General features: G+C 71.4%; 14 protein-coding genes. 5 read left to right on the top strand and 9 right to left on the bottom strand.

Annotation, left to right across the window (positions count from 1 at the left end):
• Positions 1-102 precede the first annotated feature (102 nt).
• Together AB5J87_RS13000 and AB5J87_RS13005 are read left to right on the top strand one after the other, a co-directional pair.
• On the top strand, positions 103-657 hold the full coding sequence (locus tag AB5J87_RS13000; protein ID WP_369376681.1) for a peroxiredoxin: 555 nt from the start codon (positions 103-105) through the stop codon (positions 655-657).
• A 17-nt stretch (positions 658-674) separates the two neighbouring features.
• Positions 675-1,208 carry an alkyl hydroperoxide reductase gene (locus AB5J87_RS13005; protein WP_369376682.1) on the top strand — a complete coding sequence of 178 codons (534 nt, stop codon included), beginning with the start codon at positions 675-677 and terminating at the stop codon, positions 1,206-1,208.
• A 148-nt stretch (positions 1,209-1,356) separates the two neighbouring features.
• Here AB5J87_RS13005 and AB5J87_RS13010 read toward each other — a convergent pair whose 3' ends face one another.
• From AB5J87_RS13010 to AB5J87_RS13025, 4 genes are all read right to left on the bottom strand, one after another.
• Positions 1,357-2,787 carry an AI-2E family transporter gene (locus tag AB5J87_RS13010; protein WP_369376683.1) on the bottom strand — a complete coding sequence of 477 codons (1,431 nt, stop codon included), beginning with the start codon at positions 2,785-2,787 and terminating at the stop codon, positions 1,357-1,359.
• Positions 2,788-2,938: 151 nt separating this feature from the next.
• Positions 2,939-3,631, bottom strand: a complete 693-nt coding sequence (locus AB5J87_RS13015) for a transglycosylase SLT domain-containing protein (RefSeq protein WP_369376685.1) — start codon at positions 3,629-3,631, stop codon at positions 2,939-2,941.
• Between the two features lie 368 nt (positions 3,632-3,999).
• Entirely contained in the window at positions 4,000-5,322 is a 1,323-nt protein-coding gene (locus AB5J87_RS13020; protein ID WP_369376687.1) for a PhoH family protein, read from the bottom strand.
• 276 nt (positions 5,323-5,598) lie between these two features.
• A complete protein-coding gene (locus AB5J87_RS13025; protein ID WP_369376688.1) occupies positions 5,599-6,360 on the bottom strand; it encodes an isoprenyl transferase in 762 nt (253 codons plus the stop codon).
• 135 nt (positions 6,361-6,495) lie between these two features.
• On the opposite strand from AB5J87_RS13025, the gene mgrA reads away from it, so the two are divergent.
• Positions 6,496-7,539, top strand: coding sequence for an L-glyceraldehyde 3-phosphate reductase (gene mgrA, locus AB5J87_RS13030; protein WP_369376689.1), 1,044 nt, complete (start codon positions 6,496-6,498; stop codon positions 7,537-7,539).
• Positions 7,540-7,769: 230 nt separating this feature from the next.
• Here the strand turns inward: mgrA and AB5J87_RS13035 are convergent, their stop codons facing one another.
• The 4 genes from AB5J87_RS13035 to AB5J87_RS13050 are packed head-to-tail and all read right to left on the bottom strand — an operon-like array spanning position 7,770 to position 11,210.
• Positions 7,770-8,135 (bottom strand): winged helix-turn-helix transcriptional regulator, encoded by a 366-nt coding sequence (locus tag AB5J87_RS13035; RefSeq protein WP_369376691.1) that lies wholly within the window; start codon positions 8,133-8,135, stop codon positions 7,770-7,772.
• Between the two features lie 35 nt (positions 8,136-8,170).
• Positions 8,171-9,667: a DUF2079 domain-containing protein gene (locus AB5J87_RS13040; protein ID WP_369376693.1), complete on the bottom strand. Its 1,497-nt coding sequence runs from the start codon at positions 9,665-9,667 to the stop codon at positions 8,171-8,173.
• A 29-nt stretch (positions 9,668-9,696) separates the two neighbouring features.
• Positions 9,697-10,491, bottom strand: coding sequence for a class I SAM-dependent methyltransferase (locus AB5J87_RS13045; protein WP_369376695.1), 795 nt, complete (start codon positions 10,489-10,491; stop codon positions 9,697-9,699).
• 11 nt (positions 10,492-10,502) lie between these two features.
• Positions 10,503-11,210 carry a prepilin peptidase gene (locus AB5J87_RS13050; RefSeq protein ID WP_369376696.1) on the bottom strand — a complete coding sequence of 236 codons (708 nt, stop codon included), beginning with the start codon at positions 11,208-11,210 and terminating at the stop codon, positions 10,503-10,505.
• Positions 11,211-11,265: 55 nt separating this feature from the next.
• On the opposite strand from AB5J87_RS13050, the gene AB5J87_RS13055 reads away from it, so the two are divergent.
• Both AB5J87_RS13055 and AB5J87_RS13060 read left to right on the top strand, forming a co-directional pair.
• Entirely contained in the window at positions 11,266-11,625 is a 360-nt protein-coding gene (locus tag AB5J87_RS13055; RefSeq protein WP_369376697.1) for a DUF192 domain-containing protein, read from the top strand.
• A 112-nt stretch (positions 11,626-11,737) separates the two neighbouring features.
• Entirely contained in the window at positions 11,738-12,124 is a 387-nt protein-coding gene (locus tag AB5J87_RS13060; RefSeq protein ID WP_369376699.1) for a VOC family protein, read from the top strand.
• A gap of 304 nt (positions 12,125-12,428) precedes the next feature.
• On the opposite strand, the gene AB5J87_RS13065 is transcribed toward AB5J87_RS13060, so the two are convergent.
• Positions 12,429-13,073 (bottom strand): OmpA family protein, encoded by a 645-nt coding sequence (locus tag AB5J87_RS13065; protein ID WP_369376700.1) that lies wholly within the window; start codon positions 13,071-13,073, stop codon positions 12,429-12,431.
• Positions 13,074-13,084 lie beyond the last annotated feature (11 nt).

Below are 13,084 nucleotides of genomic sequence, written 5' to 3' on the forward strand. Positions count from 1 at the left end.
AGCTATTTCCCTGATCAATGACTCCTATGACACCATCCGTAATCCGTCCAACCCCCAGGGAAGCCCCCAAAAGGGACCCTTCCCGCATCGCAAGGAGAGCGCGTGCTCACTGTCGGTGACAAGTTCCCCGAGTTCGACCTGACCGCCTGCGTCTCGCTGGAGAGCGGCGCGGAGTTCGAGCAGATCAACCACAAGACCTACGAGGGCAAGTGGAAGATCGTCTTCGCGTGGCCCAAGGACTTCACCTTCGTGTGCCCGACCGAGATCGCCGCGTTCGGCAAGCTGAACGAGGAGTTCGCCGACCGTGACGCCCAGGTCCTCGGCTTCTCCGGCGACTCCGAGTTCGTCCACCACGCCTGGCGCAAGGACCACGCCGACCTGCGTGACCTGCCCTTCCCGATGATGGCCGACTCGAAGCACGAGCTCATGCGCGACCTCGGCATCGAGGGCGAGGACGGCTTCGCCAAGCGCGCCGTCTTCATCGTCGACCAGAACAACGAGATCCAGTTCTCCATGGTGACCGCCGGTTCCGTCGGCCGTAACCCCAAGGAGGTCCTGCGGGTCCTGGACGCCCTCCAGACGGACGAGCTGTGCCCGTGCAACTGGTCCAAGGGCGACGAGACCCTGGACCCGGTCAAGCTCCTCTCGGGCGAGTGAGCGGGAGCTGAACTGACATGGCTCTCGACGAACTGAAGTCCGCCCTGCCGGACTACGCCAAGGACCTGAAGCTGAACCTCGGCTCGGTCATCGGCAACAGCGAGCTCCCGGCCCAGCAGCTCTGGGGCACGGTCCTGGCCTGCGCGATCGCCTCGCGCTCGCCGAAGGTGCTGCGCGAGCTGGAGCCCGAGGCCAAGGCCAACCTCTCCCCCGAGGCGTACACCGCCGCCAAGTCCGCTGCCGCGATCATGGCGATGAACAACGTCTTCTACCGCACCCGCCACCTGCTCTCCGACCCGGAGTACGGGACGCTGCGGGCCGGTCTGCGGATGAACGTCATCGGCAACCCGGGCGTGGAGAAGGTCGACTTCGAGCTGTGGTCGCTGGCCGTCTCGGCCGTCAACGGCTGCGGTCAGTGCCTGGACTCGCACGAGCAGGTGCTGCGCAAGGCGGACGTCTCCCGCGAGACGATCCAGGAGGCGTTCAAGATCGCCTCGGTGATCCAGGCGGTCGGCGTCACCCTGGACGCGGAGGCCGTGCTGGCCGAGTAGGCCCCGCACCCCTCGCAGCGAAGGCCCCCGTCGACGTGATCCGTCGACGGGGGCCTTCGCGTGCCTGCGAGGCGCCGTGGCGCCCGCTTCTCAGGGCGCGGGGAACTGCGCGACCAGAGCCTCCACCGGCCCGCAGCGAAACACCCGCCTATTCCTCCTGCCGCCCCGCTTGCTCTCCCGCGGCGCGCAGCGCGTTCTCCCGCGCCGTCGCCCGCAAGTACCCCACCACCGTGTTCGTCACCGCCACCAGCGGCACCGCGACCACCGAGCCGCCGATGCCGCCGATCAGGCCGCCCGCGGCGACCGAGAGGACCACCGCGAGCGGGTGGACGCGCACCGCCCGGCCCAGGATGAAGGGCTGGAGCACATGGCCCTCGATCTGCTGCACCAGCAAGACCACGACCAGGACCATCACGGCCGTGAACACGCCTTCGGTGACCAGCGCGACCACCACCGCCAGCGCGCCCGAGATCACCGCGCCCACCAGCGGGATGAAGGCGAACAGGAAGATGAAGACCGAGAGCGGCACGGCCATGGGGACGTGCAGGAAGTAGATCCCCAGGCCGATGAAGATGGCGTCGATCAACGCCACTATCACCGTGCCCCGCACGTACGCGGTGAGCGTGCGCCAGGCGCGCGGTCCGGCGCCGGCCATCGCGGGCCGGGCCTGCTCGGGCACCAGCCGCAGCACCCACTGCCAGATGTTCTTCCCGTCGTAGAGCAGGAAGAGCGTCGAGAACATCGCCAGCAGGATGCCGGTGAGGACCTCGACCAGTACGGTCACGCCCTGGAGGCCCGCCGAGGTGATCTCGTTGGTGTTGTGGCCGATGGTGTCGCTGAGGTTCTTGGCGACCTGGTTGATCTGGTCCTCGGTCACATGGAACGGGCTGTTGAGGAGCCAGCGTTTGAGCTCCTCGATGCCCGCCCTGACCTTCTCGGAGAGCGTGTCCAGGTTGTCCATGACCTGCCAGACCACGAACCAGCCGATCAGGCCCATCACGATGAAGCCCGCGATCGTGGTCACGGCGGTCGCCAGCCCCCGGGGCAGGCCCATCCGCTTGAGCCGGGAGACGGTCGGCTGGAGCAGCGCGGTGATGAACAGCGCGGCCACGAACGCGAGGACCACCAGCCGTACGGCGCTGATGACCCGCATCAGCACCCAGAGCGTGCCCGCCAGCACCAGCAGCCGCCAGCCGATCTCGGCGGCCACCCGCATCCCGAACGGCACGGCGGCCACCGGGTCGGGGCGCGCGGCGACGGCGGGCGCGTAGGCGGGCGGGGCGGGCACGTGGTCGGGCACGGTGACGGCGGCCGGGGCCGCGGCGGGCTCGGTGGCGACGGCGTCGGCCGGGGGCGACGGCCGCGGAGCCGCCGGTTCCGGGTCGGGGGTCCGGTCCGATACGGGGGCCGGGGCGGCGGCCTTCGCCGATGAATCGTCACTGCGGTCGGCGGCCCGGCCGTCCAGACCCGCTTCCGGGTCGGCACGGGCCTCGGTCTCCACCCGGCGCTCGTCCAGCCGCTGCCCCATCCGGGTCAGACTGGCGCCCAGCGCCCCGAGCAGTCCCGGCACTTTCGACATGATGCTGCCGCTTCCCTTTCCCCCGCTGCGCGTTCCCACCACTCCCCCCACACCGGAGTCGTTCCGTCCGACCGTACACGGGCGAAGCCCCTCACCGAAGGACGGTGAGGGGCTTCGAAAGGTTGAGCCGCGCGGGGAAAAGATCGCGGTTCTAGTACCAGCTGTTGGCCTGCCAGAACGACCAGGCGCCACAGGGGCTGTGGTAGCTGGAGTTCATGTAGTTCAGGCCCCACTTGATCTGGGTGGCGGGGTTGGTCCGCCAGTCGGAGCCCACCGAGGACATCTTGGAACCCGGGAGCGCCTGGACCAGGCCGTACGCGCCGGAGCTGGCGTTGACCGCCAGGTAGTTCCACGTCGACTCGTGGTTCACGATGTTGCTGAAGCACTGGAACTGGTCGGCCGGCACGATCTGCCGTGCGATGGCCTTGACCTGCTCGACCGTGTACGAGCTCTGCTGCGGGAACGAGGAGGGGTCGCGGGTGGCGGAGCGGCTGGCGACCTGCTCCTTCTCCTGCTCGCGTTCCTTCGCCTTCTCGTCCGCCGACTCCTTCTTGGACTTGGCGTCCTTGGCGGCCTGCAGACGGGCGGCCTCTTCGGCCGACTTCTTCGCCGCGGCGCTCGCCTGGGCGGACTGGGCGTCCGCCTGCTGCGTCAGCGACGCGGTCTGCACCTGGGCCTGCTGGCCCGCGGGTATGTCCGCGAGCAGCGTCGTGTCGGCGGCGGTCGCCTCGACGTTGTCGTTCGAGGTCTGCGGCGCGCCCGAGGCAACGCCGACGACGGCACCGACGGTGGTGACCGCAGTGGCTGACGCCACCGCGAATCCCCGGACCGAGATCCGGCTCACACGGTTTCCTTCCAGCAGCGCCCGCGCTGGTGACCTGACGGACGCAATCGTGCCCCTGGCTCTCTCCTCCCAACTGCTCAGGTCACGGGAGGAACTGACCCGGTGGGCAACTCCCTTGCGGGAGCGCCGCGTGGTGCTCGGGCGGCATACGGCGACGCTATGGAGTTCTGAGGTACAGGTGTGCCGTATGCGGGGCCTGACGGATGCAAGACTCTGCCGGAGAGCGATGCCGCAAGGCAATTCTTCGTTGCGTGTGAAACCTCACACCCCCTCCGCCCCAGGGGTTTTGCCGGATCCCGTACACGAAGAGGCGCCGCCCGGCTAAGCTCAACGGCTTCGCGGACGGCGCCAATTCGGGCGCAACAGGATCAGATCTGGCCGTCCTCCAGCATTTCGGTCACCAGTGCGGCGATCTGCGACCGCTCGGAGCGGGTGAGGGTCACGTGCGCGAAGAGCGGATGCCCCTTCAGCTTCTCGACGACGGCGACCACTCCGTCGTACCGGCCGACCCGCAGATTGTCCCGCTGGGCCACGTCGTGCGTGAGCACCACCCGTGAATTCGCCCCGATCCGGGACAACACGGTCAGCAGGACGTTCCGTTCGAGCGACTGGGCCTCGTCCACGATCACGAACGCGTCGTGCAGCGAGCGTCCGCGGATGTGGGTGAGCGGCAGGACCTCCAGCATCCCGCGGGAGGTCACCTCCTCGATCACTTCGCGGGTGGTGACCGCGGAGAGCGTGTCGAAGACGGCCTGGGCCCAGGGCCCCATCTTCTCGGCCTCGGTGCCGGGCAGATAGCCGAGCTCCTGCCCGCCCACCGCGTACAGCGGCCGGAAGACCATCACCTTCTTGTGCTGACGGCGCTCCAGGACGGCTTCCAGGCCCGCGCAGAGGGCGAGCGCGGACTTGCCGGTGCCGGCCCGGCCGCCCATCGACACGATGCCGATGTCCGGGTCGAGCAGCAGGTCGAGCGCGATGCGCTGCTCGGCGCTGCGGCCGTGCAGCCCGAACGCCTCCCGGTCGCCGCGCACCAGCCGGACGTTGCCGTCGGCGGTGACGCGGCCGAGCGCCTTGCCGCGCTCGGACTGGAGCACCAGTCCGTTGTGCACGGGAAGGCCGGCGGCCTCCGGTACGAAGAGGGTCTCCTGCTCGTAGAGGAGGTCCACCTGCTCGCCCGAGAGCGACAGTTCGGACATTCCGGTGAAGCCCGAGTCGGTGATGGCCAGTTCCGCCCGGTACTCCTCGGCGAGCAGGCCGACCGACGACGCCTTGATCCGCAGCGGCAGGTCCTTGGAGACGACGGTGACGTCGTACCCCTCGGCCTGGAGATTGCGGGCGACGGCGAGGATCCTTGAGTCGTTGTCCCCCAACCTGTAGCCGGCGGGCAGCACGCCGGGATCGGAATGGTTGAGCTCGACGCGGAGCGTGCCGCCCAGGTCGCCCAGTGCGATGGGGGCGTCGAGGCGGCCGTACCGGACCCGGAAGTCGTCGAGCAGGCGCAGGGCCTGGCGGGCGAAGTAGCCGAGTTCGGGATGGTGCCTCTTGGCCTCCAGTTCGGTGACCACGACGATCGGGAGCACCACTTCGTGCTCGTCGAACCGGGTCATCGCGTTGGGATCGGCCAGCAGGACGCTGGTGTCGAGGACGTAGGTGCGCCGGTCGGGCATACGGCGCTTTGTGCTGGTCACCACGGAAGGACATACCCCCTCAAGAGAGCGGCATGAGGTCGGGGTGCGACGGCGTCGCGGGGGGTGGGGCCGGGCCGTGGCCGCGCTGCGCGGGCCGGGCACCGGCCCTCCGCTCCGTCCGTGCACTGTGCACGTGCGTCCTGGTGCAACGGGCCTCCCGGACGAGCGGCCACTTCGAGCCGCTCAACTGCTGGGGGTATTCCCTCGAACAAGCGCAGCCATGCACAGGCATATTCAGTTGGTGGGGACCAAACGGATGGAACCGGGGAGGGGCGCCGGTCAGGTGCCGTAGCGCCGGTGGCGCGCCGCGTAGTCACGCAGGGCGCGCAGGAAGTCCACCTTGCGGAACGCGGGCCAGAAGACTTCACAGAAGTAGTACTCGGAGTGAGCGGACTGCCACAGCATGAAGCCGGAGAGCCGCTGTTCGCCGCTGGTGCGGATCACCAGGTCCGGGTCGGGCTGGCCGCGGGTGTAGAGGTGCTCCGAGATGTGGTCGACGTCGACGATTTCGGCCAGTTCCTCGAAGCTCGTGCCCTTGGACGCCGCGTCCAGGATGAGCGAGCGGACCGCGTCGGCGATCTCCTGGCGACCGCCGTAGCCGACGGCGACGTTGACCAGTATCCCGCCGACGTCGTGGGTGGCCTGCTCGGCCTCCTTGAGCACGGACTGGGTGCGGCCGGGCAGCAGGTCCATCGTGCCGACGTGGTGGACGCGCCACCGCCCGTCCGCCGCCAGGTCGCGCACCACGCCCTCGATGATGCCCAGGAGCGGGACCAGTTCGTTGTCGGGCCGGTCCAGGTTGTCCGTGGAGAGCATCCAGAGCGTGACGACCTCGACGTCCGTCTCCGCGCACCAGCCGAGCAGCTCGTGGATCTTGCTGGCGCCGGCCTGGTGCCCCTGCTCGGGGCTGCCGCCGGACGCCTTCGCCCAGCGCCGGTTCCCGTCCAGGATGACACCGATGTGCTTGGGCACCTGGTCGTGGTCGAGGCGACCTTCCACCCGGCGTGCGTAGAGCCCGTACACCAGGTCGCGCAAGTTCACCGATTCCACCCTCTCGTTGCTTTCGGGGGCCGCCGCAGCGCCGCCCACGGCCGGGCCCCAGGGAAGGCACAGTACTGCGGACGGGTCACAGCGGCCCAACTCGGCCTGTCACAAGTCCGTGATAAGCAGGGAAACGTGACTGAATCCCTCCCCCTCCACTACCTGGCCGCCGACGACCGCTACGACTCCATGGAGTACCGGCGGACCGGCCGCAGCGGTCTCAAGCTGCCCGCGCTCTCCCTGGGCCTGTGGCACAACTTCGGCGACGACCGGGCGCTCGACACGCAGCGCGCGATCCTGCGCCGCGCCTTCGACCTGGGCGTGACCCACTTCGACCTGGCCAACAACTACGGCCCCCCGCCGGGGTCGGCCGAGCTGAACTTCGGGAAGATTTTCGGCCAGGACTTCCGGTCCCACCGGGCCGAGCTGATCATCTCGACGAAGGCCGGATATCTGATGCACCCCGGCCCGTACGGCGAATGGGGCTCGCGCAAGTACCTGCTGTCCTCGCTCGACGCCTCGCTGGACCGCATGGGCCTCGACCACGTCGACATCTTCTACTCGCACCGCTTCGACCCGCACACCCCGCTGGAGGAGACGATGGGCGCGCTGGCGTCCGCCGTCCAGCAGGGCAAGGCGCTGTACGTGGGCGTCTCCTCGTACAACAGCGAGCAGACCGCCGAGGCGGCGCGGATCCTCAAGGAGATGGGCGTCCCGGCCCTGATCCACCAGCCGTCGTACTCGATGATCAACCGCTGGACCGAGGAGGACGGCCTGCTCGACACGCTGGAGCGGGCCGGCATGGGCTGCATCTCCTTCGTGCCGCTGGCCCAGGGGCTGCTCACCGACAAGTACCTCAAGGGCATCCCGGAGGGCTCGCGGGCCACCCAGGGCAAGTCGCTGGACCCGGGCCTGCTCAGCGACGAGGTGGTGCGCCGACTGGGCGGGCTGAACGACATCGCCGCCCGGCGCGGCCAGTCGCTGGCCCAGCTGGCGATCTCCTGGGTGCTGCGCGACCCGCGGATGACGTCGGCGCTGATCGGCGCGTCCAGCGTGCGCCAGCTGGAGGAGAACGTGGCGTCGCTCGCCGGACCGGCGCTGACGGCCGAGGAGTTGAAGGAGATCGACACCTTCGCCGTGGACACCGCGGGCACCAACATCTGGGCCGACCGCGGCTGAGGGGAACCCCGGAAGAAAAAACGGGCCGGTCCGTGGGGGGGATACGGACCGGCCCGAGGGGGGGTTTCCACCATAACCCTTCGTAAGTGATGCTGGGTGCCACGGCGTGCCGGAACTACGCTCCGAAACCGCCCGGGCACCGCCCGGAGGCCGTCCGGGGCACCCCCCAAGGAGGACCCGGTGGCTCAACGCCTCATTGACCGTGCAGGTCAGCGCCGTGCCACTGGGGTTCAGGCCGCGCTGCCGCGGGCCGACTTCACGTCCAGGATCCACTCCATGTGTGCCGCGCCCCACTCCCCCAGAGGGATGAGTGCCGTGTTGAGCGCCTGACCCCGCTCCGTCAGCGAGTACTCCACCCTCGGCGGCACCTCCTGGTAGACCTCGCGGTGGACGATGCCGTCCGCCTCCAGCTCGCGCAGCTGCTGGGCGAGGACCTTCTCGGTGATCCCCGCCACCCGGCGGCGCAGCGCCCCGAAGCGGTACGTGCCGTCGTGCAGCGCCCACAGGATCAGCGGTTTCCACTTGCCGCCGACGACGTCGACCGCCGCGTCCAGCCCGCAGTTGTAGCTGACGTCGCCCTTGCTGTGCCGGGCCATGGCCCTCCCTCTGCCGTGCGTCCCTGTCGCTCCCCTCAACGCCTCAGCAGCACGATTCCGTCCCGCCGGGCGACGATCCGGTAGCCGTAGGCCCGTTCCGCCTTGCGCAGTTCGGCCTCCTGACGCTCCTTCGGGTACGGCCAGTAGCCCGGCGGGTAGGGCCAGGACTCGGCGGGCACCGGGTCGTAGACGATCCACCGGGCGGTCGGCGGCGGCACCGGCTCGCCCGTGTCGTACAGCCGCCAGTGCACCGGATAGGTCGGGAAGAGCACCACGTCGGTACGGGCGGTGAGCTGCGGCACCAGCCGGTTGGAGGCGGCCACGGTCGCCCCGTCCGGGATGCGGCGCAGCAGGTCGCGGGCGGCGGCGATGTGCGCGGTGGAGCGCCAGGTGGAGCGGTGGACGAGCTGGGCGAGCGGGAAGGACGGGATCAGCGCGAGGGTGACGGCGGCGGTGGTGGCGAGGGAGGCGCGCACATGGCGCCGGGCGAGGGCGTCGCCCGCGCGGCGGTAGGGGGCGAGGGCGTCGGTGAGGGCGGCGAAGACGACCGGCATCAGCACGGCCGTGTAGTGGAACGAGGTGCCCCAGTGGAACGGGTTCTGGGAGAGCATCCGCCAGCCGAGCGTGGGCACGGCGATCCAGGCGAGCGGTGAGCGCAGCGCGATCAGCGCGGCCGGGGCGAAGACCAGCACCAGGGTGGTGGCCTTGACCTCCGGGCGCACCGCGTCGAGCGGGGCCATGGCGAGGGTGGCGAGCAGCGAGCCGTGGCCGGGTTCGAGGTTGGCGGCGTGGGCGTAGGTGCCGGCCGGGCTGAAGAACGGCATCAGCACCTTGAACTCCAGGGCGCTGCCCAGCAGTCCGGCGGCGGCGGTGGCCAGGCCCAGGGTGCGCCGGCCCTGCCAGGCGACGTACCCGCCGATCGCGGCGAGGGTCAGCCCCAGGTCCTCCTTGACCAGGAGCAGGGGGGCGCCGAGCGCGACCGCGAGCCGCCAGCGCCGCAGCGCCAGCGCCTCCAGGGCGAAGGAGACGAGCGGGACGGCGAAGCACACCTCGTGGAAGTCGAACGCCACGGCGGAGGCGATGCCCCAGCTCAGCCCGTATCCGAAGGCGATCACATGGGCGGCGCGACGGCCCAGCACCCGGTGGGCCCGGCGGGCGAGCGGGACGACGGCGAGGGCGAGCAGCGCGGCCTGGGCGACGAGCAGGGTGTACGGGGTCGGGGCGAGCCGGTAGAGGGGGGCGAGGACGGCCAGCACCGGGTGGAAGTGGTCGCCGAGGAGGTTGAACCCCTCGCCGCGCAACGGGGCGACGGGGGCGCGCAGTTGGGCGTACGCCTTGACGGCCTGCTCGAAGATGCCGAGGTCGTAGCCGGTGGTACGGATCAGGGCCTGGCGGCGGACGCCGACCGCGGCGTAGAGCAGGAAGAGCACGGCGGCCCACCCCCACCACAGCAGGGCGGGCCGTTCCGTACGGGGGGCGGGGGCGGCGGGCCGTGGCCGCCGCACCTCCACCACGTTGTCAATTGTCCGCATCCGGTCCATATGTCCGGATGCTAGGCCGTTCAGCCGTGCCGCAGCGGCTTCCTGGCCTCGATCAGGAACCGTGTCGTGTGCGCGACGAAGGGCCCCTCGGCGCGGATCTGCCCGTCCAGCTCCTTGAGCCGGTCGAGGTACTCCTCGACCGTGAAGCCCGGCACCATCCAGACGACCTTGCGCAGGAAGTACACGACGGCCCCGATGTCGTGGAACTCCGTGCGCAGCTTCTCCAGGCGCAGTTCGGCCACCTGGAGCCCGGCGGCCTCGGCCTCCGAGCGCGCCCGGCCCGGGTCGCGCCGGCCGCGCACATCGGCGGACTGCGGACCCAGGAAGTACTCGACCAGCTCGAACACACTGGCGGGTCCGACCTGTTGGGAGAAGTAGCTGCCGCCCGGAGTGAGCACCCGGGCGATCTCCGACCACCAGGTGTGCACCGGATGGCGGCTGGTGACCAGGTCGAACGCCCCGTCCGCGAACGGCAGCGGCGGCTCGTCGGCGTCGGCCACCACCGCCACGCCGCGCGGGTGCAGCAGGGCGGTGGCCCGGGCGGCGTTCGGCGGCCAGCCCTCGGTGGCGACCGCCAGCGGCGGCAGCTGCGGGACGGCCGCCAGGACCTCGCCGCCGCCGGTCTGCACGTCCAGGGCGGCCGTGGCCCGGCCCCAGCGCGCCGCCATGGCACGGGCGTACCCCCAGGACGGGCGCTCCTCGGTGGCCCGGCCGTCCAGCCAGGAGAAGTCCCAGCCGTCCACCGGGGCGGACGCGGCCTCGTCGATCAGGTCTTCGAAGGTGCGGTTGTTGTGGTTACGGATGCTTTGCGCCATATCAGGTGACCCTACGCGCCTTGTGCGGCCAGACCGCCGAGGAGCAGCCCGACGAACGCGCCGCCGATCATGAAGGGGCCGAACGGGATGGCCGTGCGCCGCCCGGCGCGCCGCACCGCGACGAGCGCGAGACCGTACCCCGCGCCGAGCGCGAAACCCGCGAACGCGCCGGTGAACAGGACGGCCCAGCCGTACCAGCCGAGCGCCACGCCGAGGCCGACGGCGAGCTTGACGTCACCGAAACCGAGCCCGGCCGGGTGAATCAGGAAGAGCACGAAGTAGGAGCCGCCCAGGGCGAGTCCGCCGAGCAGGGCGTGGCGCCAGGACCCGGCGTGCTCCGGCACCAGGGCGGCGCCGCCCAGGAGCGCGGCGGCGGCCCCGGCGAGCGGGAGCGTCAGCACGTCCGGCAGCCGCCGGACCCGTACGTCCACGGCCGCCAGCAGTCCGGCGGGCGCCACGAGCAGCAGCCAGACGGCGAGTTCGGGGCGCGGCCCGGTGGCGGCGGCCAGCGCGGCGCACGCGGCGCCGGCCAGCGCCGGGGCCAGCCCGCTCTGCCCGCAGAGCCGCCCGCCCAGCCAGCCGGTGAGCGGATGCCCGGCCGGACACGCCGTCCGCCACTCCTCGCCCGGCTCCACGGCGAGCCGGTGCGCGGCGCGCGGCAGCAGCCGCCCGAGGGCGGCTCCCCAGACGGCGGCGAACAGTACGAGCACGGCCTGCACGCCCGGCAGGTTACCGGGGCCCGCGTCCGGCGGGCGCGCTCGGTACGGTGGACCCATGGGGCGATGGGCGGACGGGCGCGGGGAGTTGCGGGTCGAGGGGGGTGCGGCCGTCCCGCTGGAGATCGCCGCCTCGTACCGGGCGCGCTCGCGCGGGCTGCTCGGGCGGGACGGGATCGAGGGGGCGATCCTGCTCAGCCCCGCCTCCTCGGTCCACACGTTCCGGATGCGCTTCCCCATCGACGTGGCCTATCTGGACCGCCGGATGGGTGTCCTCGCGCTCCACACCGTGGTCCCCGGCCGCCTCACCGCGCCGCGCTTCGGGGCCCGCCACGTGCTGGAGGCGGAGGCGGGCGCGATGGGGGCGTGGGGGCTGCGGCGGGGGGCGCGGGTCGAGGTGCGGGTCTGCCAGAACTAGCCTTGCGACCCCCGCGCACGCCTGCCTACGATCATCGGACGGCATCGCGCGTTGGTCACCGGCCGGGTGAGCGTGGAGGTGCCCGTGAGATGCCCGTTGGAGGCATTCCACCGTGTCAGTGCAGCTGAACCACACCATCATCCACTCCCGGGACAACCGGGCCTCCGCCGAGTTCCTGGCGGACGTACTGGGCCTGCGGGTCGGCGACGAGTGGGGGCCGTTCATCCCCGTCGAGACCGCCAACGGCGTCACCCTGGACTTCGCCACCGGTGACCCCGACAAGATCGTCCCGCAGCACTACGCGTTCCTCGTCACCGAGGACGAGTTCGACGTGGGCTTCGACAAGATCAAGCAGTGGGCCGTGCCGTACTTCGCGGACCCGCACATGAAGCGGCCCAACGAGATCAACCACAACGACGGGGGCCGGGGCGTCTACTTCCTGGACCCGTCGGGCCACGCGATGGAAATGATCACGCGGCCGTACGGCGGCGGGGCGTAGGGGCCCGACGCCGCGAAGCCCCAGGGGGCGGCCCGCACCGGTCCGGTGCGGGCCGCCCCCCGTCCCGTTCCGGCCGCCTGCCGCGCGCCCGACCGCCCGACCCGGCTGCCCGCAGCGGCCCGGCCGCGGCGCATGCGCTTTTTTCCAATACGGTCGCGGGCCGCCCTGGCAGGCTCTGTGGTGCGCGGGGACGTCACCACCCGACGGTGGGCGTTGACGGGGGCCCGCGCACATACGGGGCCCGGCCGGCCGCACCTCCACCCGGCCGGCCGGGCCACCACCACGGGGGCGCCGGGGTCCGGCCTCAGCCGCCCGCGCCCCGCGGGAACGACACCTCCACGCGGCGGTTCTTGCGCCGGCCGTCCTCCGAGGAGTTGTCCGCGATCGGGTAGTCCTCCGCGTAGCCCCGGATGTCGAAGGTGACGGACCCGCCGACCGCCTGCGCCAGCTGCCCCTGCACCGCGTCGGCGCGCTGCTTTGACAGCACCAGGCCGTGCTCGTGCGTACCGAGGTTGTCGGTGAACCCGAAGACCCGCACGTTGGTGGCCCGCTGCTTCTTGACCTCCTCGGCGATGGCCCGGATCCGGCCGCTCGCCTCGGGCGAGAGCGCGGCGCTGTCCTTGCCGAACAGCACCTCGGCCTGGAGCGCGAAGGAGATGTCGGCGTTGGTGTCCGAGCGGCGCTCCTCGCCGCCCATGTCCTCCACCACCGACTTGATGTCGATCACGCGGGGTGCCGCCAGCGTCGCCCCGTCGGAGAGCTTCAGCCCCGGCGCGCCGGCGTCGACCCGGACCGGCGGACTGGCGGCGGGGACGGCGGTCGGGTCGGGGTCGTCGGCGACGGCACCGGGGGCGGGGCCGAGGACGAACACCCCGGTGACCAGGGCCGCGGCGACCAGGGCGCGGCGGGGACGGGGGCGGCGGCTGCGCGCGGGCAGGGGGCTGCTCATGGGGGTGACCG

This window comes from Streptomyces sp. cg36 (assembly GCF_041080675.1).
Taxonomy (GTDB): Bacteria; Actinomycetota; Actinomycetes; order Streptomycetales; family Streptomycetaceae; genus Streptomyces.

Excerpts from the sequence above, each read along its gene's own strand:
- AB5J87_RS13005 (WP_369376682.1), top strand. The coding sequence starts at position 675 with ATGGCTCTCGACGAACTGAAGTCCGCCCTGCCGGACTACGCCAAGGAC.
- AB5J87_RS13010 (WP_369376683.1), bottom strand. The coding sequence starts at position 2,787 with ATGTCGAAAGTGCCGGGACTGCTCGGGGCGCTGGGCGCCAGTCTGACC.
- AB5J87_RS13035 (WP_369376691.1), bottom strand. The coding sequence starts at position 8,135 with ATGGCCCGGCACAGCAAGGGCGACGTCAGCTACAACTGCGGGCTGGAC.
- AB5J87_RS13040 (WP_369376693.1), bottom strand. The coding sequence starts at position 9,667 with ATGCGGACAATTGACAACGTGGTGGAGGTGCGGCGGCCACGGCCCGCC.
- AB5J87_RS13045 (WP_369376695.1), bottom strand. The coding sequence starts at position 10,491 with ATGGCGCAAAGCATCCGTAACCACAACAACCGCACCTTCGAAGACCTG.
- AB5J87_RS13055 (WP_369376697.1), top strand. The coding sequence starts at position 11,266 with ATGGGGCGATGGGCGGACGGGCGCGGGGAGTTGCGGGTCGAGGGGGGT.
- AB5J87_RS13065 (WP_369376700.1), bottom strand. The coding sequence starts at position 13,073 with ATGAGCAGCCCCCTGCCCGCGCGCAGCCGCCGCCCCCGTCCCCGCCGC.